This window comes from Streptomyces sp. NPDC047014 (genome assembly GCF_040644195.1).
Classification (GTDB): Bacteria; Actinomycetota; Actinomycetes; order Streptomycetales; family Streptomycetaceae; genus Streptomyces.
Genome location: NZ_JBEYVX010000028.1, coordinates 51,801 through 74,876 on the forward strand (window position 1 = coordinate 51,801; position 23,076 = coordinate 74,876).

Below are 23,076 nucleotides of genomic sequence, written 5' to 3' on the forward strand. Positions count from 1 at the left end.
AACGGACACGCCCGAAGAAGATAGTCAGCGGCAGGCGCAACTCGCCCGGAAAGAGCCAGAGTTGGCGGGAAACCTCAGGGAGCGTAGGGAGCCCGGGCGGTCTCGGCAGCCGTCCCGAACAGCTTCGGAGCCGGCCGGGCCCAGAAGCCGAGCCGGTGCTCCCGCGCGTAGTCCACCGTGTACGGCCGCCCCGCGGGGAGGGCCGTACGGTACGGCGGCCACTGCGGCAACCCCGGCCCGCGCGGGATGCCCGTACGGCCGAAGGCCGCCCAGTACCCAACCATCACCGCCGAAAGCCGGCGCTGCGCCCCCGCGAACCGGTGCTCCAAGAGACAGGGGATGTCACCGGCATGGCAGGCCCCGAACTCGAAGCCGCCGGGCAGCAGCAGGAACACCGGCGCCTCCCGGTCCGCGAACTCGTAGGCGCATACGGGGACATGCGCGGCGCGGCGGCGTCCATCGGTGTGCTCCCGCCGGGGCGGCCGCGTCCGTGCGTACGGTCTCCCCGGCCGCCGTACCCGGCGCGCACCCGAGCGGCACCGCCAGCGCGAGGGCTGAGGCCGCAGCGGCGGCGGGTGCGCCGCCGGGAGCGCGTCAGGCGCCGACGTACGCGGCCAGATGCTCGCCGGTCAGCGTGGAGCGGGCGGCGACCAGCTCGGCGGGCGTCCCCTCGAAGACGATCCGGCCGCCGTCGTGGCCCGCGCCGGGGCCGAGGTCGACGATCCAGTCGGCGTGCGCCATGACCGCCTGGTGGTGCTCGATGACGATGACCGACTTCCCCGAGTCCACGAGCCGGTCGAGCAGCCCGAGGAGCTGTTCGACATCGGCCAGGTGCAGGCCCGTCGTCGGCTCGTCGAGCACGTACACCCCGCCCTTGTCCGCCATGTGCGTGGCCAGTTTCAGCCGCTGCCGTTCGCCGCCGGACAGGGTGGTGAGCGGCTGGCCGAGGCTGACGTAGCCCAGCCCGACGTCGGTGAGCCGCTCCAGGATGCGGTGCGCCGCCGGGGTGGCCGCCTCGCCCGAGGCGAAGAACTCCGCCGCCTCCGTCACCGGCATGGCCAGCACCTCGCTGATGTCCCGTCCGCCGAGCCGGTACTCCAGCACCGACGGCTGGAAGCGCTTGCCCTCGCAGTCCTCGCACGGCGTGGCCACCCCGGCCATCATCGCCAGGTCCGTGTAGATCACCCCGGCCCCGTTGCAGGTGGGGCAGGCCCCCTCGGAGTTGGCGCTGAACAACGCCGGCTTGACCCCGTGGGCCTTCGCGAACGCCTTGCGGATCGGCTCCAGCAGGCCCGTGTATGTGGCCGGATTGCTGCGCCGCGAACCGCGGATCGCGCCCTGGTCCACCGAGACCACGCCCTCGCCCTTCGGGACCGAACCGTGGATCAGCGAGCTCTTGCCCGAGCCCGCCACCCCGGTGACGACCGTGAGCACCCCGAGCGGGATGTCCACGTCCACATCGCGCAGGTTGTGGGTGGAGGCGCCGCGGATCGCGAGCTTCCCCGTCGGCGTGCGCACCGTCTCCTTGAGGGCCGCCCGGTCGTCGAAGTGCCGCCCGGTGATGGTCCCGGCGGCCCGCAGCCCCTCCACCGGCCCCTCGAAGCACACCGTGCCGCCCGCCGTGCCCGCGCCGGGGCCCAGGTCGACCACGTGGTCGGCGATGACGATCGTCTCCGGCTTGTGCTCGACGACCAGCACCGTGTTGCCCTTGTCGCGCAGCCGCAGCAGCAGCCCGTTCATCCGCTGGATGTCGTGCGGGTGCAGCCCGGTGGTGGGCTCGTCGAAGACGTACGTGGTGTCCGTGAGCGAGGAACCGAGGTGCCGGATCATCTTGACGCGCTGCGCCTCACCGCCGGAGAGCGTGCCGGACGGGCGCTCCAGCGACAGATAGCCGAGCCCGATCTCCACGAAGGAGTCGAGGGTGTGGCGGAGCGAGGCGAGCAGCGGGGCCACCGACGGCTCGTCGAGGGAGCCGACCCAGGCGGCGAGATCGCTGATCTGCATCGCGCAGGCGTCCGCGATGGAGATCTTCTTGATCTTCGAGGACCGGGCCCCCTCGGTGAGCCGGGTGCCCTCGCAGTCCGGACAGGTGGTGAAGGTGACCGCCCGGTCCACGAACTCCCGGATGTGCGGCTGCATCGACTCGCGGTCCTTGGACAGCATCGACTTCTGGATCCGGGGGACCAGGCCCTCGTAGGTCATGTTGATGCCGGCGATCTTCATCCGGACCGGCTCGCGGTACAGGAAGTCCTGCAGCTGCTTCTTGGTGAAGGCGGAGATCGGCTTGTCCGCCGGGTAGAGGCCCGACTCGCTGTACAGGCGGTAGCTCCAGCCGCCCGGCTTGTAGCCCGGCACGGTCAGGGCCCCCTCGTCGAGGGACTTCGTACGGTCGTACAGCTCGCCGAGATCGAGGTCCGTGACGGAGCCCCGCCCCTCGCAGCGCGGGCACATACCGCCCGTGATGCTGAACGAGCGGCGCTCCTTCACCTTCTGCCCGCCGCGTTCCATGGTCACCGCGCCCGCCCCGCTGATCGAGGCGACGTTGAAGGAGAACGCCTTGGGCGAGCCGATGTACGGCTTGCCCAGGCGGCTGAACAGGATGCGCAGCATCGCGTTGGCATCGGTGGCGGTGCCCACCGTGGAACGGGGGTCACCGCCCATCCGCTGCTGGTCGACGATGATCGCGGTGGTCAGACCGTCGAGCACGTCGACCTCGGGCCGCGCCAGGGTCGGCATGAAGCCCTGGACGAAGGCGCTGTAGGTCTCGTTGATCAGCCGCTGGGACTCGGCGGCGATCGTGTCGAAGACCAGCGAGCTCTTGCCGGAGCCCGAGACCCCGGTGAACACCGTCAGACGGCGCTTCGGGATCTCGATGCTCACGTCCTTGAGGTTGTTCACGCGGGCGCCGTGCACGCGGATCAGATCGTGGCTGTCGGCAGCGTGCCGGGCGGGCGGCTGCGTGTTCTTCCTCGTGGCCATGCTGGTTCTTCTCCTACGGCTGCTCTGCGGGGTGCGGTGCTACTGCTTGCGGGGCTGGTTGAAGCGGAGCATGTTGCCCGCCGGGTCGCGGAAGGCGCAGTCCCGCACACCGTACGGCTGGTCGATCGGCTCCTGCATGACCTCACCGCCCGCCGCCCGGATGCGTTCGAAGGTGGCGTCGACATCGTCGGTCGTGAAGATCACGCCGCGCAGCAGGCCCTTGGCCAGCAGCTCCGCCATCGTCTGCCGGTCGGCGGGGGAGGCGCCGGGGTCGGCGAGCGGCGGTTCGAGCACGATCTCCACGTCGGGCTGCGCGGGGGAGCCGACGGTCACCCACCGCATGCCCTCGAAGCCCACGTCGTTGCGTACTTCCAGGCCGAGGACGTCGCGGTAGAAGGCGAGCGCCTTGTCGTGGTCGTCGACGGCGATGAAACACTGGGAGAGGTTGATGTTCATGGCTCCGACGCTACGAGGCGGGCGCGGGTTTCGCTTCTCCATTCCTGACCGGATTCCCGGGCGCATTCCTGACCGGGTCACCGACGGGGCTCCCGGCCGGCTCGCCGCCGCGCAGCGGACGTGTCATGTACTTGGCGACGCACGCGGGGATCGACTCGCCCGCCTCGTGATCGCGGGCCCGGTAGGCGCTGGGACTCTCCCCGACCAGCTCGGTGAAACGGGAGCTGAACGACCCCAGCGAGGTGGAGCCGACCGCGAAGCAGACCTCGGTGACGCTCAGGTCCCCCCGCCGCAGCAGCGCCTTCGCCCGCTCCACGCGGCGGGTCATCAGATAGCTGTACGGGGTCTCCCCGAAGGCGGCGCGGAAGCTGCGGGAGAAGTGCCCGGCCGACATCAGGGCCACCTGCGCCAGCGCCGGGACGTCCAGTGGCCGCGCGTAGTCGCGGTCGATCGTGTCCCGCGCGCGGCGCAGCCGCACCAGATCCTCCAGGGTCATGCGTCCCAGGATCGCACGGCGCCCGGAGGCCGTCCCGGCTTCGGCCGCGCGGCCCTCAGCCGGTGGCCGGCTCCCCGATGACCAGGTCCCGTACGGCCGGCATCCCGCCCTTCGCCAGCGCGCGCCGCTGCCGGTCGGCGGGGGTCCCCTCCTGGAGCAGCCGGTGTACGAGGGACCCGACCTCGCGGGCGTCCCCCGACTCCTCCAGGGCCGGGGCGACATGCGCGAGCAGCGCGGCCAGTACGTCGCCGCTGCTGCGGTTGCGGCCCGAGGGATCGACCAGGGTGGTGTTCAGGCCGTGCCGGGCGGCGTGCCAGTTGGCCGCCTGGAGCAGTTCCGGCGCGCACCGGGAGGCCGGGACCCCGGCCGCGATCTCGTTCAGGGCGACGGCCACCAGCGCGCGGACCAGACCCGCCAGCATGACCGCGTCGTCGGCGTAGAGCTGGACGTCCAGGCAACGGACCTCGATGGTCGGGTAGCGGTCGGACAGCCGCGCCTGCCAGTACAGCTGGCCCCGGTCCGCGATCACGCCCGAGCCGAGGAGGGCGTCGATCCGCGCCTCGTAGTCGGCGAGCCCGTCGAAGTGCGGGGGCGGGCCGCTGACCGGCCAGCGGCCGAAGACGATGGTGCGCCAGCTGGCGAAGCCGGTGTCCCGGCCGTCCCACAGGGGCGAGTTCGCGGACATGGCCAGCAGGGTCGGCAGCCAGACCCGGATGCGGTTCAGTACCTCCACACCGGTCTCCGGATCGGGTACGCCCACGTGCACGTGCATGCCGTTGATCAGCTGCTCGTCGACGAGCTGGCGGGCCTGGCCCTCCATCCGCAGATAGCGCGGCCGGGGGGTGACGGGGACGCCGGCCGCGTCCCGGACGGGCGCGGCGGCCGTCATCGCGACGCGGCAGCCGTGCTCCTCGGCGGCGGAGACCACCGCGTGCCGCAGCCGCAGCAGGTGGCCGCCGACCTCCTCCAGCCGCGAGCAGACCGGCGTGGCGACCTCGACCTGTGCCTGCAGCAGCTCGTCCTGGACCTCGTCGTCCTCGGCGATCGCGCCGATCCCGGCCGCGCGGCGGACGTACTCCGAACCCGGGACGGGGAGCCCCGTCACCGGATCGACCAGCAGGTACTCCTCTTCGACGCCAAATGTGATCACCCTGTGCGGTTACCCCGGAACGGCGTGATCATCCTGTGCGTGCGCCCGTCCGGAGTAGGGGGGCGGGCGGGGGCGCGGGGGCCGCTGCCTCAGAGGTTGAGGGTGATGGCGTAGGCGAGGAAGAAGAGCGCGACCAGGAGCGCGACGACGCAGATGATGATGAGCGGTCCCTTGCCCCAGCCCTTGGTCAGCGGCCGGTAGGGACCCGCTCCGGTCCCGGTGCTGGACTCGGCCGGAGGTGTCTCCTCCGGGGGGACGCCGTGGGCGGTTCCGGGGCGGTCGTCGCCGGCGCGGTAGGGGTTCGGGGTGGGGGCGGAAGTCATGGGTGTACCTCCTTCGGGTACCTCCTCGGTCACCCGGCACCTACCCGTCCGCGCGGCCGCGACGCGGACACCTGAGGAAGGTGTTCCGGAGGGGGCGGCCGGGAATACGCGGAGGACAAGGACGGGAGGCTGACGATGAACGGTGAGCAGCGGAGAGGACGGTCGCCCGGCGCGGAGGCGGAAGGCCCCTGGAAGGACTTCGAGCACGTACTGCGGGCAATGGACCGCCTGGCGGAGCGCTCGGCGGCCCGCACCGGCACGGCCGGACGGAACCGCCGTACGACGGAGACGGACGGGGAGCGTCCGGTCTAGCGGGGGAGTGTCCGGTCCGAGGGGGCGGCGGCTGCTTGCGGAGCGGAGGAGTGGGCAGGCGCCTGGAGTGCGGGTGAACCGCACGAACCTCCGAGAAGGAGCGAACCGCTATGGGCAAGGCGAGCGCGAAGGCGAAGCAGGCCAAGGGCAAGATCAAGGAAACCGCCGGCGACGCCATGGGCGACCGGCGCATGCAGACCGAGGGGATCGCCGAGCAGGCCGGAGGCAAGACCGAGGAGGTCGTGTCGAAGGCAGCGGACAAGACGAAGAAGGCCCGCGGCAAGCACTGACGCCCGCACGGAACGCGAGGAGGGCCCGTACGCTCCGTACGGGCCCTCCTCACGCGCCGTGCTAGGCCGTCTCTTCCGGATCTTGCCGGGCCCGCGCTGCCCGGCACCGCACCTCATCCCCCAGACTCCGTCCGGGGGGACCCCCAGGTTGTCGGGGCACCCGAGTACGTCCAGTACACGGGAGCCCCTCCGCCTTGCGATGCACGGCACCGGACAACGCGGGCCCGGCAAGATCCGGAAGAGACGGCCTAGCGCTCACGGGGATCATGCGGGCGGACCTGCTCCTCGCGCCCGACCCCGCTGCGCTGCCGCTTCGCGGCGTGGGCCCCGGCGTCCCGGTCGTCCCTGTCCGCCGTGCGGCCCATCAGGTCTCCCCGGCGGCCCAGCACGGCCTCGTCGGCCTGCCGCCGGGCCTCGGGGTCCCCGCTCTCGCCGGGTGCCTGGGAGGGCGTGGTGCGCGGGATCTTCTCGCCGCTGCCGCTGCCGCTGCCGCTGCCGCTGTGCTTGCGCTCGGTCATCGCTTCCTCCTTGCGCCGGGCCTCTCAGTAGCCCAGTTCGCGCTTGAGCTCGGCCTTGTCCATGGAGGACCGGCCGTGGACGTTCTTCTTCCTCGCCTCCTCGTACAGCTGGTCGTACGTGGGCCCCTGGGCGCCCTTGTGGGAGTGCAGGCCGCCGCGCCGGCCGGAGGAGATGTCCTCCAGGGAGGTGCGGCTGGCGGTCTTGGACTCGCCCGCGCGGGCGCGCTCCTTGTTGACCGTCCGCGCGGCGATCTCCTCCGCCCGCTCGGGGCTCTCGCCCCGCTCCTCGGCGCTCTCCTTGATGTGCTCGTACTGACGTTCGCGCTTGGGGCTGGAACCACGAGGCATGGCGACTCCCTGACGGTGCGGTGCCGGCTTCGGTACCCCGGGCGCCTACCCGGACCGCGCCGCCGCACTCACCGGACCGGCCGGCACCGGAGGGATTGGCTCCGCCCCGACCGGGTATCCGCCCCGAGGTAAATCTCCTCCGGGAGGGGTGTCATGATCCAGGTGTCCATTCCGCTGATCCCCGCGGGCGACGGCGTACTGCTGATCCCCGCCGACCAGGTGACCACCCTGCTGCGCAGCCTCGCGGCGGACTGGGTGGAATCCACCGAGTGCGGCACGTCGCGCGGCGATCCGCAGACCGCCCGCGACCTGTCGGGAGTACTGGCGGAGCTAGCCGACCAGATCGACGTGGAGTGCATCGGCCTCAACTCGGCCCCGGACCGCTGAGCGCGGCGGCCGGCGCCGGGCCGGCCCCACGCCCGGCCCGGCAGCACCGGGCCGGGCACGTCGCCGTGCTCAGCTCGCGACCTGCCCCGCGGCCCGGTCGCAGAGCTCGACGGTGGCCAGGTGGGCCTCCGCCGCCGTGACGGCCTCCGGGACCGTGGAGCGGCCCATGAGGACGCACAGGGTGTAGGCCGCGTCGTCCATGGCGCCGCGCGCCACCGCGTCGCCCGGGGCCGCCCGCAGCAGCTCCCGGCAGGCCCGGAACCGGGCCAGCACCTCCTCCGTCCGGGCCCGGCTGGGCAGCAGCCCCACGCCCCGCACCCCGACGTGCGCCCGCAGCGCCTTCACCGCCCGCCGCAGCGCCCGTTCCCACCGCTGCGGTACGGGCTCCCCGCGCGCCCCGGCGTACAGCGCGGCCGCGACATCCGGCGCCGGGGCCTGGACGAGCTCGGCGACGGCCGCCAGGACGAGGCGCGCCTCCCGCGCCCCACAGGGAGTCAGGGCCATCACCATTCCCGTGGCCCACTCCACGGCGGGCTCACCGCGGAGCACCGGAACCTGCCCTTCCGAGGGCTGATGAATGCGTGGAGAGATCACGGATCATCCTTTCAACCGAAGGCTGTGCGAAGGATGCACGGAAGTATGGAAGGTATGCCCGCCCATCACCCCCAGGACACCCGCCGAGGCTCCGCCAACGGCGCCCGGCCCGGCGCGAGGATGGTGGCATGACCGACACCTTCTCCTCGCGCACCCTCCACGTGACCACCGGCAACCGGGAGACCGTCCACGACCTGACCGCCGCCTGCGTCTCCTTCCTCGACGAGGTCGCCCACGGCCGCAGCGGCCTGCTCAACATCTTCACCCCGCACGCCACCGCCGGACTCGCCGTCATCGAGACGGGCGCGGGCAGCGACGACGACCTGCTCACCGCCCTCGGCCTGCTCCTGCCCTCCGACGACCGCTGGCAGCACCGCCACGGCTCACCGGGCCACGGCCGCGACCACGTCCTCCCCGCGTTCGTCCCGCCCCACGCCACGCTCCCGGTCATCAACGGCCGCCTGGAACTGGGCACCTGGCAGTCCGTCACCCTGGTGGACACCAACCGCGACAACCCGGAACGCCAGGTCCGGCTGAGCTTCCTGGGGTGACCCGGGACCCCTCCGGGCGCCGCCTGTGGGGTCAGCGGGCGCTGATCAGGGCCTGGGGGGTGCCGTCCGAGGTGACCGCGATGCTGATCGTGGTGGCCGGGAAGGCCGTGCGGCCGCCCGGGCCGACCGGTAGGGGGCGGAAGGGGTCCCAGGTGCCGTCCGCGCGGCGCAGGGTGTGGTGGGCGTTGCCGTCGGCGCCGATCGCGAGGACCCGGCTCTCGCCGGTCGCGGTGCCCGCGACGGCCACGGCCCGGGCGGCCATGGCGGACGGGCCCGTACCCGTGGGCGTGCCCCAGCCCTGGAGGCTTCCGTCGGCGCGGACCACGTTGTGCCAGACGTTGCCGTCGCGGCCGACGGCGAGGATCTGGGCCTCCCGGCCCGCCGCGCCGATCGCCAGGTCCGGGCCGGCGAACTCGGCGGCGCCGACTCCCGGGACCTTGGTCCACGGCTGCCAGGAGCCGTCCGCCGCGCGGGTGGTGAGGCGCATCGCCCCGTCCGTCCCGAAGGCGATCACGCGCGTGGAGCCGTCGGGCATGCCGCTCGCCGCGGCCCGGCCCGCCCGGACAAGTCCCTTGTCGGAGCCGGGCATCGCGGCCCAGCCCTGCCATCCGCCGTCCACGTAGCGGATGTTGTGGTACACGAGCCCGTCGCGGCCGATCGCGAGGAGCTGGGCGTCACCGCCGGGCATCGCGGTGATCGAGACATCCGCGGCCTTGAAGCCGGGGGCCTTGTTGTCGGCGGCGGGCAGGATGTTCCAGCGCTGCCAGGAGCCGTCGCCGTAGCGGACGGTGTGCCAGATATGGCCGTCCAGGCCGATGCCCAGGACCTGGATTCCCCCGTCGGGGGTCGGGGCGACGGACTGCCGGCCGCCGGAGAAACGGAAGGAATCCCCGGCTCCGGCGAGCGCGGTGGCGGGCGTCCAGCCGCCGCCGGGCAGCATGCCGGTCTGGTAGTAGGTGTTCGGGGTGGTCCTGACCTGGAGGTTCCTGGAGATGATCTCCCGCTGGAGTTCCCCGGCGCCGACTCCGTCACCGTTCTGGTTGATGTCGTCGGTCATGATGATGTTCATGTTCTCGGCGACGTCGGAGTGGTTCCAGTCCTGCCGCAGCTTGCCGAGCATCTGGCTGTTGAGCTCGCGCGACAGGCTCAGCAGGTAGTTGTCGGCGGTGCCGGGGGAGAGCAGCCGGAGCACGCCGAGCGCCTGGGCGACCGCCGCGTCCGGTATGGAGTGGGTGGGGTCGATGATGCTCTGGAGGACGAACAGCTTGTCGGCGTCGGCTCCCGGTGCCCTGCCCAGGACCTCGTCGCCCCGGCGCTTGACCGCGTCGTAGTTGCGCTGGCGGGTGCCGGGGAGGAACACCTCCTTGACGATGTCCTGCCAGTCCTTGTCCACGCCGACGTAGCTTCCCCGGTACGCGAGCGAGGACTGCCGCCAGGCCCAGCGGTAGCCGGAGTCCCCGCGCACATCGATGAGGACGACGTGCTTTCCGGCGGAGAGGAACCGGTTGTACGTCGATGTCGGCGCCAGTGAGTCGTCGGCCAGCGCGGGATGACCCGCGCCGCCGCCCAGCAGGTCCGCCAGGAGGGTCAGCGCCTCCTGGTTGTCGGCGCGCGCGGTCTCGGCGGGGGCGGCGGTGATCAGTTTGACGGTGACGAGCTCGCGCGGATGCCGGGCGATCCAGTCGGCGAACTCACCGGCCTCGCCGCGCGTGACGGTGCCGTCCGCCGCGGTCCGGTCGAAGAAGAGACCACCGCGCGGACCGCCGTGGTAGGTGTACCAGGCGCCGTCCACCTTGCACAGCCGGAGGTCGAAGTAGCGTGCGCCCGCGTCGAGTTGCCGGGTGAGGGAACCGCTCTGCGTGCGGGACATGCTGGAGGCGAGGGCAGGCCATTTGCGGGCGACGTCGGCGCTCTCGCCGTACGGGCACAGGCCGCTGTTCTTGCTGATGCTCCATGAGCCCGAGTCGTGGCTGCCGGGCATGACGATGCGGTTGAGCGGCCGCTCGCCCACGGTGCCGGCCAACTGCTCCATCCAGGAGTCGAGCGCGATGCTGGTGGCCGCAGGGGCTGTCCCGACCGGCCGGCCGGGCGCGGCGTCCGCCGCGGGCGCGAGCAGGGCGACCAGGGCGCTGGCGGCGACGAGGGACCCCGCGGCGCGTGGGGCGCGGCGGGGCCGACGGGTTTCAGGGCATGGGGGGTTGGCAGACGTGAGCAAGCCGACTGTTCCTTTCGACCGGGAGGCCAGGGGAAAGTGAGTGAACGCTCTCTAACGCCTGCGCATTCTGAGCAGTGAAGTGACGGACGGTCAACGGTCCGTGTGGGGTGCACGCAGCGACCTGCCCGCCAGGATCCGGAAGGGACGGACTAGCCCGGTTCGTCCCAAGTGCGCTGGTAGTCGGCCCAGTCGGGGCGCGGTCCCGGCAGCCCGGTACGGGGGCCGCGCAAGCCGTCGAGGACCAGGGCCAGCATCCTCCTGCGGGCGTGGTCGTCCTCCTCGGTGCGGCGGGGGTAGCGGCTGAACAGCTCGATGACGTGCGTGAGGTCGAGGGTTGTGACGTCCTCGCGGACGGTCCCGTCCTCGTGGCCCCGGCGCAGCACCCGCTCCGCCAGCTCCTTGGCGCGCTCGTTCTCGACGGTGACCTCCTCGGGGAGGCTGAACGTCCCGGCGAGGGCCGAGAACGCGCCCGCCCGCGAGTCCACCGCCGCGGCCACCCAGTCCGCCAGCACCTCCCAGCCGGTTCCCTCGGCCTCCAGTGCGGCGCTCAGCTCGGCGATCGTCCGGGCGATCCCGATGGCGCACAGCCGCTGGAGCAGCTGCTCCTTGCTGCCGTAGCGGCGGTAGAGGGTGCCGATCCCCACGCCCGCCCGGGTGGCGATGGCGGACACGGGGGCGTCCGCGCCCTGCTCCGCGAAGACGGCCCGGGCCGCGTACAGCACGCGGACGTCGTTGCGTTCGGCCTCGGCCTGCCGTCCGAAGCGGCTGCCCGGCCGCCTGCCCCCGGCTTCTGGATTCTTCATGCGTCCAACGTATTGCCTATCGGAGCTGAGCACTCCGATACTCCTGTCGGAGCGAATCGCTCCGATAGGAGGCTCCGATGGAGAACACGTCCCTGCTGGCCCTGTCCGCCCCGCTCTTCGTGCTGCTGCTCGTGGTCGAGATGATCTACTACCGGCTCCACCCGGACGAGAACGCGAGCGGCTACGGGGTCCGCGACACCGCCGCGAGCTTCGCCGTCGGCGCGGGCGCCGCCGTCGTCGACATCCTCTACAAGACGATCGCGCTCGCCGTCTTCCTCGCCCTGTACGAGCTCACCCCGCTGCGGATCGAGGTCACCTGGGCCACCTTCCCGCTGATCCTGCTGGCCCAGGACTTCTGCTACTACTGGATGCACCGCGAGCACCACCTGGTACGCGTGCTGTGGGCGAGCCACGTGGTGCACCACTCCAGCCGCAGGTACAACTTCTCCACCTCGGTCCGCCAGCCCTGGACCGGTCTCACCTCGCAGATCTTCTACATCCCGCTGGCCCTGGCCGGCGTACCGCCCTGGGCGATCCTGCTCTGCGGCGCGATCAACATGCTGACCCAGTTCTGGCTGCACACCGACCGCATCGGCAGGCTGCCGCGCCTCATCGAGCGGGTCATCAACACCCCCTCCAGCCACCGGGTCCACCACGCCTCGCAAGGCGGGTACCTCGACCGGAACTTCGGCGGCATCCTGATGATCTGGGACCAGATGTTCGGCACCTGGGCCGAGGAGACCGAGCGCCCCCGCTACGGGCTCACCAAGAACATCGAGACCCACAACCCCCTGCGCATCGTCTCGCACGAGTACGCCGCCATCGGCCGCGACCTGGCGCGCGCCACGCGCTGGCAGGACCGGGCCCGCCATCTGCTGGGCCGGCCGGGGTGGCAGCCCGTACCGGTGGCGGAGCAGACGGGCGGCTGCTGTTCCGGCGGGGTCCCCGGTACGGTGTGCGCCTGTGCGCCCGCGGACCGCTGAGCGGCGGAAAGGGGATCTGTCGCCATGGGAGACGACCTCGTGCGCGGGGCGGACGGCGCGTCGGCGCGGACCCGGGAGCTGCGGGAGTCCGTGATCGTCGGGGCGCCGCCCGAGGCGGTGTTTGCCGCGCTCAGCGATGTCCGGCGGATGCCCGAGTGGAGTCCGGAGTGCGTCGGCGTCCGCGTCCTCTCCGGGCGCGGGGGCCCGTACCCGGTCTTCGTCGGGTTCAACCGGAACGGCTCGCGCCGCTGGTTCACGTACTGCCGTGTGACCCGCTCGGAGGCCCCGGGGGAGTTCGCGTTCCGGGTCTCCATCGCCGGACTGCCCCTGGCCACCTGGGGTTTCCTGCTCGACCCGGCCGACGGGCCCGGCTCCACCCGGGTCACCCAGTACTGGCACGACCTGCGCCGTGGTGGCCGGGGCCGGATCGCGGACCTCCTCGGCCGGGTGGCCGCCGGCACCTCACCGGCGGCCCGGATCCGTACGAACCGCCACGGCATGCGGACGACGCTGGACCGCCTCAAGCGCGCGCTGGAGGCGGGGACGGGAGGGTAGAACCTGCCCTGTCCTGCCCCGCCCTGCCCTGCCCAGTCCTGCTCCGGCCCTGCCCTGCCCCGGCCCGCCCCCCCCGTCGTCACGCCGTACGCGTCAGCGCCTCGTCCGCCGCCGCCACCGCCACGTCCCGGTCCTCGGACACGAGGCCGATGCGGGTACGGCGGTCGAGCAGGTCGGCGGTGTCCAAGGCCCCCTCGTGGCGCACCGCCCACAGCAGCTCGGCCCGCGTCACCGGGTGGCCGGGTACGACGGGCCGCGCGAGGTCCGGATCCCGGAGCCCGAGCGCGTGCACCGCGGTGGCCTCGGTGCCGTAGCGGCGTACGAGGCGCGCCGGGGCGTCGAGCCCGGCGAGGGTCCGCGGGTGGGCGGCGCCCACCAGCGGCACCGAGGCGGTGCGGCAGGGACCGGCGGCGGCCAGGCCGCGGGCGGCCACGGCGGCGTCCAGGGCGTCCTGCGCCATCCGCCGGTAGGTCGTCAGCTTGCCGCCGACGACGGTCACGACCCCCTCGGGCGAGGTGAGGATCGCGTGCTTGCGGGAGATGTCGGCCGTACGTCCCCCCTCACCGCGCGTGTCGAGCAGGGGGCGCAGACCGGCGAAGGCGCCGACGACGTCCGCGCGGCTCAGGGTGACATCCATGGCGGAGCCGAGGACGTCGAGGAGGAAACCGATATCGGTCTCGGGGACCTCCGGCACATCGGGGATCGCGCCGTCGACCGGCTCGTCGGTGAGCCCGACGTACACCCGGCCGTCACCCTGGGGGAGGACCAGGACGAAGCGGTTGGTCTCGCCCGGGATCGGGATGTGCAGGCCCGCGCCGAGCCGGCCGAGGTCCTGGTCGCGCAGGACGAGGTGGGTGCCGCGGGAGGGCCGCAGCCTGATGTCGTCGACGAGACCGCCCGCCCACACCCCGGCCGCGTTGACGACCACGCGGGCGCGGATCCGCAGCTCCTCGCCGCTCGTCTCGTCGCGGACCCGCGCGCCGTCGCCGGTGAGTTCGAGGGCGCGGACGCGGGTGAGGATCCGCGCGCCGTGGGCCGCCGCGGTGCGGGCGATGGCGGTCACCAGGCGGGCGTCGTCGGTGAGCTGGCCGTCCCAGGACAGCAGACCGCCGCGCAGGCCGGTGGGGCGCAGGGCCGGGGCCAGATGCCGGGTCTCGACCGCGGACAGGGTGCGCGGGGCGGGCAGCGTACGCCGGGAGGTACGGGCCGAGGCCCGCAGCAGGTCACCCGCCAGGAAGCCGGTCCGGGCGAGCGCGGCCTGACCGCGGCTGACGAGCGGGGTGAGGGGGAGGACGAAGGGCTGGGCGCGGATCAGGTGGGGCGCGGTCCGCTCCATCAGCACCCCGCGCTCGACGGCGCTCTCGTGGGCCACGTCCAGCTGCCCGGTGGCGAGGTAGCGCAGTCCGCCGTGGATCAGCTTCGAGCTCCAGCGGGAGGTACCGAAGGCCAGGTCGTGGGCGTCGATCGCGGCCACGGAGAGCCCGCGCGTGGCCGCGTCGAGCGCGGCGCCGGCCCCGGTCGCGCCGAGCCCGACGACGAGGACGTCGACCTCGGCGCCGTCGGCGAGTCCGCCCAGCTCGCGGCTGCGGCGGGCGGCGTTCAGTGAGGAAGCGGTGGGGGAGGGGCTGCTCGTAGGTGTCGCGGTCACGGGGTGAGGGTCCTCTCCAGCAGGGTGCGCAGTTCGCCCAGGAAGGCGGCTTCGCTCAGATCGGGATCGGTCTCGTCGGTCATGGTGCGCAGCGAGAGCGTGAAGGACTGCACGACGAGCAGCAGGGACCGGGCCTGGAGGTCCACGGGCGCACGGCGTACGGAGCCGTCCTCGTGGCCCGCCGCGAGCACGGCGACGAGCAGCCCGAGGAACGCCTCGTGGCTGGCTCCCCGGCGGTCGAGGATGTAGGGCAGCAGTAGTTCGGGGTCCACGTCGAGGATCTTGTGGAAGAGCGGATGGGCCCGGAACGCGGCGGCGCCCGCGACGAGTCCGTCCACGATCCTGGCCCGGACCGGCCGGTCGTCGGCGGTGGGCGGCATGGCCTCGGCCGCCACGGCCGTCCACTCACGGGTCATCAGGTCGCCGACGAGGCTGTGGACGTCGGGCCAGCGCCGGTACAGCGTCATCCGGGACACACCCGCCCGCCGGGCGACGTCGGTCAGCGTGGTCCGGCGCACGCCGACGGCCAGCACGCAGTCGCGAGCGGCGTTCAGGACGAGATCGGCATCGGATCGGTTGCGCTCAGCGCGCTCTGGCCGCCCCGGGGCCGGCGGCGGGTCCGCGGGACCCGTTGGGTCCGAGTGGTTGTGACGAATGGGCGTCATCTGTCACAGTGTAATGCCAGAACGGGGCGAGCGCAGCACCGTCCGTGGAACAGACCGAGAGGAACGCCTCGAAGTGGACATGTTGTGGAGCGGCTGGGGCGACCCGGCCAAGGCGGCCCCCCTGCCCGACACGGTGAAGGGCCTGCTGCGTGACCTGCTCGGCGTCACCCCGCGCCCGAGCGGACCGTCGACCCTCGACGCCATCGACCTGCCCGCCCCGCCCCTGACCGACGAGGCGCGCACCGCCCTCGCCGGGGCGCTCGCGGCCGGGGACGCCCTGCGGGAGGACGCCGAGAGCCGCATCCGGCACACCCGCGGCAAGTCCACCCCCGACCTGCTGCGCATCCGCGCGGGCGAGGTCGACGACATCCCGGCCGCCGTCGTACTCCCCAGCAGCCACGACGAGGTGGTCGCCGTACTGCGCGCCTGCGCCGCGCACGGTCTGTCGGCCGTCCCGTTCGGAGGCGGCACCTCCGTCGTCGGCGGGCTGGCGCCCGAGACGAAGCGCCCCTTCGTCGCCCTCGACCTGCGCCGCCTCGACCGGCTCGTGAGCGTGGACGAGGTCTCCCGTACGGCCACCCTGGAGCCGGGCCTGCGCGGCCCGCGGGTGGAGGAACTGCTGAACGAACAGGGCTGGACCCTCGGTCACTTCCCGCAGTCCTTCGAGTGGGCGACCGTCGGAGGCTTCGCCGCCGCCCGGTCCAGCGGGCAGGCATCCGCCGGCTACGGCCGCTTCGACGAGATGGTCCTCGCGCTCACCGTCGCCACCCCCGAGGGCACCTTGGAGACCGGCCGCGCGCCCCGCTCCGCCGCCGGCCCCGACCTGCGCCAGCTGATCCTCGGCTCCGAGGGCAGCCTCGGCGTGATCACGGCCGTGACCGTACGCATCCGGCCCCTGCCCAGCCGGCGCGTGTACGAGGGCTGGCGCTTCGCCTCCTTCGAGGCCGGCACCGCCGCCCTCCGCCGGCTCGCCCAGGACGGCCCGCGCCCCACCGTGCTGCGGCTGTCCGACGAGACGGAGACCTTCATCGGGCTCGCCCAGCCCGACGCGATCGGCTCCGCCGAAGCCCCGCAGAGCGGGGGCTGCATGGCCATCGCCGGGTACGAGGGCACCGAGGCCGAGACCGAGGTCCGCCGCGCCGCCGCCCGCGAGATCCTGCTCGACGCCGGAGGCGAGTACGTCGGCGAGGAGCCCGGCGAGCACTGGGCGCACGGCCGCTACAACGCGCCCTACCTGCGCGACGCGCTGCTCGACGCCGGCGCCTTCGCCGAGACCCTGGAGACCGCGGCCTTCTGGTCCGCGCTGCCGGGCCTCTACACGGCGGTGCGCGACGCGCTCACCGGCGCCCTTACCGAGGCCGGCACCCCGCCGCTGGTGATGTGCCATGTCTCGCACATCTACGAGAACGGCGCCTCGCTGTACTTCACCGTCGTCTCGGCGCAGGGCGAGGACGCCGTAGCGCACTGGGCGCCCGTGAAGCACGCCGCGAACGACGCGATCCTGGCGGCGGGCGGCACGATCAGCCACCACCACGGCGTCGGCACCGACCACCGCGACTGGTACGCCCGGGAGATCGGCCCGCTGGGCATCCGTATGCTCCAGGCCGTCAAGGCCGAGGTCGACCCCTCGGGTGTCCTCAGCCCCGGGGTCCTCCTTCCCGTCCGCTGACCCCGGCGCCCACTGGACCCCGGCCCCCGCCGGTCCGCGGATTCCACCCCCCTCCGCGGGCCGGCGGGCGAGCCGGCCCCGCTGCCTTTTCGCTCCCGCTTCTCCTCTCCCGCTTCTCCCGTCTCTCCCGCTTCTCCCGCCCGGAGGTCCTGATCCATGCGACAGTTCACCGCCGTCGTCAACCCCACCGCAGGGGGATCCAGCGGAACCGCGGCCCTGCTCCCGCTGGCCCGGCTGCTGCGGGAAGCCGGTGCGCGGCTCGACACCGTGTACAGCCGGAGCCTGGACCACGCGCGGGAGATCGCCCGCGGGGCGGGTGAGCGCGGGCACGTCGTGCTCGCGGTCGGCGGCGACGGGATGGCCGGCTGCGTCGGCGGCGCGCTCAGCGGCACGGACACGGTCTTCGGCCTGGTCCCCGCGGGCCGCGGCAACGACTTCGCCCGCGCCCTCGGCCTGCCCTCCGACGCACCGGAGCTCGCGCGGGTCCTGCTCGACGGCGAGCCCCGCGCGGTGGACACCATCGAGGTCGAATCCGCCGCGCACGCCCGGACATCCGTCCTGGGCAGCGTGTACGCGGGCGTCGACGCGGTGGCCAACCGCCACGCGAACGCCTCCCGCCTGCTGCGCGGAGCGGCCTCGTACTACGCGGGCGGCCTGCGCGCCGTCCTCGCGTGGAAGCCCGCGGCCTACCGCATCACCGTGGACGGCGTGACGCACGAGCGCACCGGCTACACGGTCGTGGCGGCGAACTCCGGCTACTACGGCTTCGGCCGCAACGTCGCCCCGGGCGCCCGACTGGACGACGGCCTCCTGGACGTCGTCGTCATAGGCAACGCCCCGAAGCACCAATTCTTCGCGACGATGAACGAGTTGAAGACCGGCGAGCACGTGCGGCGCCCGGAGGTGGAGATCCTGCGCGGCAAGGAGATCCGCATCGAGGCCGACCGGCCCCTTCCCTACGGCGCCGACGGCGAGGTGGACGCCACCCTTCCGGTGACGGCCCGCGTCCAGCCGGGAGCCCTCCGGGTCCTGGCTCCGTCGCCGCGAGGGGCGCAAGGGTGAAGACGTATCCATCATGACAGGTCAGAGGGCATTTTCGTAGGATCAAGGGCACAGTCGATTGCCCTTGTTCGCCCCCCTGTGCACCTTTCAGAATCACCGTCATGACTTACATGGCGCAGATCAATCACGACGCGGTACTCCGAGCCCGGGTGGCACTCCTCGGCTCACAGAAACTGACGGCCCGACAGGAAGTGGCCGCCTACCGGGTGCTCGCGCAGGTGAGCCCCCTGGCCTATCTGCCCCTGCTGCCCGAGGCGTTGTACGAGTACAGCAAGCAGGAATTCGCGCACCGGCCCGGCATCGCGCTGGCCCTGCGGGCCGAAGGGGTCGCCGCCGCGCGGCGGATGGGGGAGCTGGAGGCGGGGCGGGAGCAACTGCTCGTGACCGCGTTGCACTACTACGGGGCGCAGTTGGCGCTCATGGAGCGGGCCGGGGAACTGGACGCCGTGGAAAAGGAGATCGGGCTGCTCGTGGCCGCGACGGGGGCCGTTCGGCCGCGGTTGTGAGCAGCCCCCCGCCGGCCCGGCGTCGCCCCCTCACCAGCGCCAGGTGAGGGTTTCCCCCTCGGCCGCCCCCGACCAGCGCTCCGCCGCCCGGTCGGGGGCGGCCGAGGCCAGTGCGACCTCGCGGTCGTCGAGCGGGCTGCGCCCGCTGCCCCGAGCCTCCGTGCTCGGCCCGGACCGGACCCGGTAGGCCCAGTTCACGGAGAGCTCCGCCCGCAGCACCGCATCGCCCTCGCGCCGCAGCACCGAGGGGCCCGGGCGGCGGTGCAGGGCGGGCTCCACCGCCTCGCAGCCCTCGAAGTGGCGCCCCGCGCCATCGCGCCCCGGCTTCCCGGCCCGGCTTTCCCGCCCCGGCTTTCCCGCCCCGGCACCGGGCCCCTCACCCGTTCCGGGTGACCCGAGTGGTGATCTCCGGCGATCGCGGTTTCAGTGGAGGGCGTGGTCCCACCGCAGAGTGACCCCCTGCTCACGGCCCGGTTCACCGCTCCGGCCGTGCCGAAGCTGCTCGTGCACCGTCCGGAGCTGCTGGAGCGCCTGACGGCGGGGACCCGGGGCCCGCTGACCCTGGTCAACGGCCCCGCCGGAGCCGGCAAGACCGTCCTCACCGCCCAGTGGGCGGCCGGCACCAGGACGCCGCCCGTCTGGCTGACCGTCGAACCCGACGACGCCCCCGGCGCCTTCTGGGCGTACGTCCTGGAGGCCCTGCACCGCGGCGGCGTGGAACTGCCCGGCACCGTCGGCCGGCCGACCCGGGCCGAAGGCGTGACCCGCTCCTTCCTCGTCCGGCTCGCCGAGGGCCTGGCCGCCGCGCCCCGCCCCGCCGTCCTCGTCCTCGACCAGTTCGACACCGCCCGGCCGCCCGCCGCCGCGGAGGGCATCACCGACGGGCTGGACTTCGTACTCCGGCACTCCTCCGGCGGTCTGCGCATCGTCCTCACCAGCCGCACGGACTCCCTCCTGCCCCTGCACCGCTACCGCGCCGCCGGTGAGATCACCGAGATCCGGCAGGCCGACCTCCGCTTCACCCACGGCGACGCCGAAGCCCTGCTGGCCGAGCACCGCCTGCGGATCTCCCCGGACGGGGTCCGCCTGCTGATGGAGCGTACGGAGGGCTGGGCGGCCGGGGTCCGCCTGTGCGCGCTGGCCATGCAGGGCGGGCCCGACCCCGAGGGCTTCCTGCGCCAGTTCGCGGCCGACCGCACCGTCATCGCCGACTACCTGCTCCGCGAGGTCCTCGACGCCCAGCCGCCGCCCACGCGGGACCTGCTGCTGCGGGTCAGCGTCACCGACCGCGTCCACCCCGGCCTCGCCGACGCCCTCACCGGCCGGGACGACGCCGCCCGCACCCTGGCCGGGCTGGCCCGCGACAACGCCTTCCTGGAACGGGTCGATGCCTCCGACTGGTACCGCCTGCACCCGCTCTTCGCCGAGGTGCTGCGCGCCCACCTGCGCCTGCGCAGCCCCGGCCTGGAACCCCTCCTGCACGGGCGCGCGGCCCGCTGGCTCGCCCGTACCGGCCGGCTCACGGAGGCGGTGTCCCAGGCGGCCGCCGCCGGGGACTGGCCGTTCGCCGCTCAGCAGCTCGTCGACGGTCTGGCCCTCGGCCGCCTGTTCACCGGCCTGGAGGCGGAACCGCTGGGCCGGGCCTTCGCCGCCCTGCCCGCCGAGCCGCCCGGCGCCGCCCCCGCCCTGGTGGCCGCGGCCTGCCGGATCGCCGCCCGGGACCTCGCCGGGAGCGAGGCCGCGCTGAGGCACGCGGACGCCTGCGCCCCGGCCGCCCCGACGCCCGCCGCCGCGTTCGGCCGCGCCTTCCTCGGGGTGCTCGCCGGACGGCTGTCCGGTGACCTCGCCGCCACCGAGCGCGCGGCTGCCGAAGCCGGGCGCCTGCGGGGCGAGGTACCGCCGCCGCTGCTCGCCGCGCACCCCGAGCTGCGCGCCCTGCTGTCGGCCGCGCTGGGCGCCGTCCGCCTCGGCGCCGGACAGCTCGACGCGGCCGAGGCCGCGCTGACCGCCGCCGTCGACGCCTGCGGGGAACCCGGTCCGGAACCCGGTACGGAGTCCGCGCTCTGCGACGCGCTCGGCTCGCTCGCCCTGGCCGACCTGCTCCGCGACCGCCTCCCGGAGGCCGCCGGGCGCGCCCGGGACTCCCTCGCCGCCGCCGAGCGGTACGCCCTGCCGCCCGGGCGGCGGTCCCCCCTCGCGCACCTCGTCCTCGCGGCCGTCGCCGTCGAACGCGACGAACTGCCCGCCGCCCGCCGCGCGCTCGAACAGGCCACCGAGGCCGCCGGACCGCACCCCGAGGGGCCCGCCCTGGTCCACGCCGCCGCCCTCGCCGCCCGGATCGCCGCCGCCGACGGGGACGCCGAGGCCGCGCTGACCGCCCTGCGTACCGCATGCCAGGACGATCCGGCCGCGCCCGTCGCCCGGTACGCCTGGGCCGCCGCCGAGCAGGCCCTCGCCGCATCCGCCGCGCACCTGGCGCACGGCGACCCAGCGGCGGCCCTGCGCGCCCTCGACGGGCTGCCCGCCGACCGGCCCCGGCACCGGCTGGCCCGCGCCCGGGCCCTCCTGGCCGCCGACCGCCCCGGTCCGGCCGCGCGGGAGCTCGCCGGTCTGCCCGGGGACGATGTGCTCCCGGCGCCGGTACGGGCCCGCGCCCGCCTGCTGCTCGCCCGGACCGCGGAAGCGGACGGCGACCCGGCGGAGCGGAACCGGCTGCTCGCGGAGGCCCTGGACCTGGCCCGGCCGCAGCAGCTGCGCCGGATGTTCGCCGAGCAGGGCCCCTGGGTGCGCCGCGCCCTGCGGGAGGACCCGCGGGCGGCGGCGCGCCACGCCTGGCTGGAGCCCGCCCGCGCCCCGGCCCGCGCACAGCCGGCGCCGGGCGCGGGGGACCTCGTACTGGAACCGCTGACCGCGCGGGAGACCGAGGTGCTGCGCGGGGCCGCGCGGCTGCTGTCCACCGAGGAGATCGCAGCCGAGCTGTACGTCTCGGCCAATACGGTCAAGACGCACCTCAAGAGCGTCTACCGCAAGCTCGCCGTCACCCGGCGCAGCGACGCCGTGCACCGGGCGCAGGACCTCGGCCTGCTGTGATCCCTGCCCGCCCCGCCTGCGGCGCCCGCCCTGCCCGCTCCGCCCGTCTCGCCCGTCGCGGGCGATGCCGCGGGCCCGCCCGGGGCCGACGATGGCAGGGCGGGGGCCGGCCCCCGCACCCGGCACCACCCGTCGGAAAGGAGTGAGTGCCCTCATGCGCTACGAGTTCCGCATCTCCGGAATCGTGCCGGACACACTCGCCGCGATCCTTCCCGAGCTCGACCGGATCCCCGTCCGGGAGCAGACGCTCCTCCTGGGCACCGTCGCGGACGAGGCCCATCTGTACGGGCTCCTCACCCGCTTCCAGTCCCTGGGCCTGCGCGTCCTCGAAATGCGCCAGCTGCCCGCCTGACCGCCCCGGGCGCCGCTGCGCCCGTACGAATCCCGCACGACACCGCACGACCAGGACCACGACCAGGACCACCCGCTCCGGGTGATCCCCCGAAGCGTCCGCCGCACGACATTGCGTAGAGGGTCCGGCGACGTGACACCGACAGTGAGGTGAGTTCGATGGCCCAGACCACACCGACCGGGGGCAACTGGAACACCGGCCCCGCGCCGGGCACGACCCCGGCGTCCGGGGGCGACGGCACGGGCGCGGAGGTGGGGACGTTCTTCGCCGCCGTCCTGCTGGTGGTGACCGGATGCCTGGCGATCTTCCAGGGCATCGCGGCCATCGCCGAGGACGACGTCTACGCCCGCCTCGGCAGCTACGTCTTCGAGTTCGACCTGACCGCCTGGGGCTGGATCCACCTCATCCTCGGGATCGTCGTCGTCCTGACGGGCGTCGGACTGTTCATGGGGTCGAACGTGGCCCGGGGCGCGGGCATCGCGCTCGCCGGCCTCAGCATCCTCGCCAACTTCCTGTGGCTGCCCTACCAGCCCTGGTGGTCGATCATCATCATCGCGATCGACGTGTTCATCATCTGGGCACTGTGTTCGAGCTGGACGCACAGGACGACCGTGTGACCGGCCGCACCACCACGTGACCCGCTGCCGCACCCGTGTCCCGGCGCTGCCTCCAAACGGCGGCGCCGGGACACCTCTTCGAGCGAACCCGGCGGCCCGACCCGGGGCAGAAGGCCCCCGGCTGCCGATGAAGAGGGGGCGGCCCCCCTCGGGGCCGTGCGGCGCTCCGGCGCCGCTGTGCACGACAAGGAGATGCAACGTGTCGCGTGTTCTGAAGAGTGCGGGTCTTGCTCTCGTGATGGGTCTGGCGGTCATCGGCGGGGCGTCCTCCGCCTCCGCCGACGCCGTGTCGGAGGGCTACGCGATCGGCTCGCCCGGCATCCTCTCGGGCAACGTCGTCCAGATCCCGATCCACGTGCCGATCAACGTGTGCGGCAACAGCGTCAACGTGATCGGGCTGCTCAACCCGGCCGCCGGCAACACCTGCATCAACGCCTGAGGGTTCTGACACCCCGCCCGTCCCGGCCGGAGCCGCGCTCCCGCCCGGGCCGGGTTTTGGCCCGGACG

At 73.7% G+C, this 23,076-nt stretch carries 27 protein-coding genes; 13 read left to right on the forward strand and 14 right to left on the reverse strand.

Features of this window, described 5'->3' with window-relative positions; genetic code table 11:
- Window positions 1–74: 74 nt before the first annotated feature.
- The 6 genes from ABZ873_RS17910 to ABZ873_RS17935 form a co-directional block, all read right to left on the reverse strand.
- Window positions 75–620 (reverse strand): carboxylesterase family protein, encoded by a 546-nt coding sequence (locus tag ABZ873_RS17910; protein WP_360872399.1) that lies wholly within the window; start codon window positions 618–620, stop codon window positions 75–77.
- A complete protein-coding gene (locus tag ABZ873_RS17915) occupies window positions 595–2,979 on the reverse strand; it encodes an excinuclease ABC subunit UvrA (protein ID WP_360872327.1) in 2,385 nt (794 codons plus the stop codon). The genes ABZ873_RS17910 and ABZ873_RS17915 overlap by 26 nt, the downstream gene beginning before the upstream one ends.
- Window positions 2,980–3,018: 39 nt before the next feature.
- Complete coding sequence (locus tag ABZ873_RS17920) at window positions 3,019–3,435, reverse strand: VOC family protein (RefSeq protein WP_360872330.1); 417 nt, start codon at window positions 3,433–3,435, stop codon at window positions 3,019–3,021.
- A gap of 10 nt (window positions 3,436–3,445) precedes the next feature.
- Entirely contained in the window at window positions 3,446–3,931 is a 486-nt protein-coding gene (locus ABZ873_RS17925) for an AraC family transcriptional regulator (protein ID WP_360872333.1), read from the reverse strand.
- Between the two features lie 55 nt (window positions 3,932–3,986).
- Window positions 3,987–5,081: a glutamate--cysteine ligase gene (locus tag ABZ873_RS17930; RefSeq protein ID WP_360872336.1), complete on the reverse strand. Its 1,095-nt coding sequence runs from the start codon at window positions 5,079–5,081 to the stop codon at window positions 3,987–3,989.
- 89 nt (window positions 5,082–5,170) lie between these two features.
- Window positions 5,171–5,404: a DUF6480 family protein gene (locus ABZ873_RS17935; protein ID WP_360872339.1), complete on the reverse strand. Its 234-nt coding sequence runs from the start codon at window positions 5,402–5,404 to the stop codon at window positions 5,171–5,173.
- Between the two features lie 135 nt (window positions 5,405–5,539).
- Here ABZ873_RS17935 and ABZ873_RS17940 point away from each other — a divergent pair, with 135 nt between their 5' ends.
- Window positions 5,540–5,716, forward strand: a complete 177-nt coding sequence (locus ABZ873_RS17940; protein WP_360872342.1) for a hypothetical protein — start codon at window positions 5,540–5,542, stop codon at window positions 5,714–5,716.
- A gap of 110 nt (window positions 5,717–5,826) precedes the next feature.
- A complete protein-coding gene (locus tag ABZ873_RS17945; RefSeq protein ID WP_360872345.1) occupies window positions 5,827–6,006 on the forward strand; it encodes a CsbD family protein in 180 nt (59 codons plus the stop codon).
- Window positions 6,007–6,254: 248 nt separating this feature from the next.
- Here the strand turns inward: ABZ873_RS17945 and ABZ873_RS17950 are convergent, their stop codons facing one another.
- On the reverse strand, window positions 6,255–6,524 hold the full coding sequence (locus ABZ873_RS17950) for a hypothetical protein (protein ID WP_360872347.1): 270 nt from the start codon (window positions 6,522–6,524) through the stop codon (window positions 6,255–6,257).
- Between the two features lie 24 nt (window positions 6,525–6,548).
- Window positions 6,549–6,872, reverse strand: a complete 324-nt coding sequence (locus ABZ873_RS17955; RefSeq protein WP_360872350.1) for a plasmid stabilization protein — start codon at window positions 6,870–6,872, stop codon at window positions 6,549–6,551.
- Window positions 6,873–7,025: 153 nt separating this feature from the next.
- Between ABZ873_RS17955 and ABZ873_RS17960 the strand changes: the two genes are divergently transcribed.
- Window positions 7,026–7,259 carry a DUF6213 family protein gene (locus tag ABZ873_RS17960; RefSeq protein WP_360872353.1) on the forward strand — a complete coding sequence of 78 codons (234 nt, stop codon included), beginning with the start codon at window positions 7,026–7,028 and terminating at the stop codon, window positions 7,257–7,259.
- A gap of 69 nt (window positions 7,260–7,328) precedes the next feature.
- On the opposite strand, the gene ABZ873_RS17965 is transcribed toward ABZ873_RS17960, so the two are convergent.
- A complete protein-coding gene (locus tag ABZ873_RS17965; protein WP_360872356.1) occupies window positions 7,329–7,763 on the reverse strand; it encodes a DUF5133 domain-containing protein in 435 nt (144 codons plus the stop codon).
- Between the two features lie 218 nt (window positions 7,764–7,981).
- Between ABZ873_RS17965 and ABZ873_RS17970 the strand changes: the two genes are divergently transcribed.
- On the forward strand, window positions 7,982–8,404 hold the full coding sequence (locus ABZ873_RS17970) for a secondary thiamine-phosphate synthase enzyme YjbQ (protein WP_360872359.1): 423 nt from the start codon (window positions 7,982–7,984) through the stop codon (window positions 8,402–8,404).
- Between the two features lie 31 nt (window positions 8,405–8,435).
- Here the strand turns inward: ABZ873_RS17970 and ABZ873_RS17975 are convergent, their stop codons facing one another.
- Together ABZ873_RS17975 and ABZ873_RS17980 are read right to left on the reverse strand one after the other, a co-directional pair.
- Window positions 8,436–10,619 carry a hypothetical protein gene (locus ABZ873_RS17975; RefSeq protein WP_360872361.1) on the reverse strand — a complete coding sequence of 728 codons (2,184 nt, stop codon included), beginning with the start codon at window positions 10,617–10,619 and terminating at the stop codon, window positions 8,436–8,438.
- A gap of 149 nt (window positions 10,620–10,768) precedes the next feature.
- A complete protein-coding gene (locus ABZ873_RS17980) occupies window positions 10,769–11,422 on the reverse strand; it encodes a helix-turn-helix domain-containing protein (RefSeq protein ID WP_360872364.1) in 654 nt (217 codons plus the stop codon).
- Window positions 11,423–11,499: 77 nt separating this feature from the next.
- On the opposite strand from ABZ873_RS17980, the gene ABZ873_RS17985 reads away from it, so the two are divergent.
- Together ABZ873_RS17985 and ABZ873_RS17990 are read left to right on the forward strand one after the other, a co-directional pair.
- Window positions 11,500–12,405 carry a sterol desaturase family protein gene (locus tag ABZ873_RS17985; protein WP_360872367.1) on the forward strand — a complete coding sequence of 302 codons (906 nt, stop codon included), beginning with the start codon at window positions 11,500–11,502 and terminating at the stop codon, window positions 12,403–12,405.
- A gap of 24 nt (window positions 12,406–12,429) precedes the next feature.
- A complete protein-coding gene (locus ABZ873_RS17990; protein ID WP_360872370.1) occupies window positions 12,430–12,960 on the forward strand; it encodes an SRPBCC family protein in 531 nt (176 codons plus the stop codon).
- A 79-nt stretch (window positions 12,961–13,039) separates the two neighbouring features.
- On the opposite strand, the gene ABZ873_RS17995 is transcribed toward ABZ873_RS17990, so the two are convergent.
- The gene (locus tag ABZ873_RS17995; protein WP_360872372.1) at window positions 13,040–14,608 is read right to left on the reverse strand and encodes a glycerol-3-phosphate dehydrogenase/oxidase; all 1,569 of its coding nucleotides are present in this window, start codon (window positions 14,606–14,608) and stop codon (window positions 13,040–13,042) included.
- Window positions 14,605–15,273 (reverse strand): TetR/AcrR family transcriptional regulator, encoded by a 669-nt coding sequence (locus ABZ873_RS18000; protein WP_360872375.1) that lies wholly within the window; start codon window positions 15,271–15,273, stop codon window positions 14,605–14,607. The genes ABZ873_RS17995 and ABZ873_RS18000 overlap by 4 nt, the downstream gene beginning before the upstream one ends.
- Before the next feature lie 73 nt (window positions 15,274–15,346).
- On the opposite strand from ABZ873_RS18000, the gene ABZ873_RS18005 reads away from it, so the two are divergent.
- From ABZ873_RS18005 to ABZ873_RS18015, 3 genes are all read left to right on the forward strand, one after another.
- Window positions 15,347–16,942 carry an FAD-binding oxidoreductase gene (locus ABZ873_RS18005; protein WP_360872378.1) on the forward strand — a complete coding sequence of 532 codons (1,596 nt, stop codon included), beginning with the start codon at window positions 15,347–15,349 and terminating at the stop codon, window positions 16,940–16,942.
- A 156-nt stretch (window positions 16,943–17,098) separates the two neighbouring features.
- Window positions 17,099–18,004, forward strand: a complete 906-nt coding sequence (locus tag ABZ873_RS18010) for a YegS/Rv2252/BmrU family lipid kinase (protein ID WP_360872380.1) — start codon at window positions 17,099–17,101, stop codon at window positions 18,002–18,004.
- A 101-nt stretch (window positions 18,005–18,105) separates the two neighbouring features.
- On the forward strand, window positions 18,106–18,510 hold the full coding sequence (locus ABZ873_RS18015; RefSeq protein ID WP_360872382.1) for a hypothetical protein: 405 nt from the start codon (window positions 18,106–18,108) through the stop codon (window positions 18,508–18,510).
- Window positions 18,511–18,540: 30 nt separating this feature from the next.
- On the opposite strand, the gene ABZ873_RS18020 is transcribed toward ABZ873_RS18015, so the two are convergent.
- Entirely contained in the window at window positions 18,541–18,789 is a 249-nt protein-coding gene (locus ABZ873_RS18020) for a hypothetical protein (protein WP_360872385.1), read from the reverse strand.
- Between the two features lie 156 nt (window positions 18,790–18,945).
- Here ABZ873_RS18020 and ABZ873_RS18025 point away from each other — a divergent pair, with 156 nt between their 5' ends.
- The 4 genes from ABZ873_RS18025 (at window position 18,946) to ABZ873_RS18040 (ending at window position 23,008) form a co-directional block, all read left to right on the forward strand.
- On the forward strand, window positions 18,946–21,600 hold the full coding sequence (locus tag ABZ873_RS18025) for a LuxR C-terminal-related transcriptional regulator (protein ID WP_360872387.1): 2,655 nt from the start codon (window positions 18,946–18,948) through the stop codon (window positions 21,598–21,600).
- A 154-nt stretch (window positions 21,601–21,754) separates the two neighbouring features.
- Complete coding sequence (locus tag ABZ873_RS18030) at window positions 21,755–21,952, forward strand: hypothetical protein (RefSeq protein WP_360872390.1); 198 nt, start codon at window positions 21,755–21,757, stop codon at window positions 21,950–21,952.
- Window positions 21,953–22,110: 158 nt separating this feature from the next.
- Window positions 22,111–22,569: a hypothetical protein gene (locus ABZ873_RS18035; RefSeq protein ID WP_360872393.1), complete on the forward strand. Its 459-nt coding sequence runs from the start codon at window positions 22,111–22,113 to the stop codon at window positions 22,567–22,569.
- Between the two features lie 238 nt (window positions 22,570–22,807).
- Entirely contained in the window at window positions 22,808–23,008 is a 201-nt protein-coding gene (locus ABZ873_RS18040) for a chaplin (RefSeq protein ID WP_360872402.1), read from the forward strand.
- The last annotated feature ends 68 nt before the right edge of the window (window positions 23,009–23,076 follow it).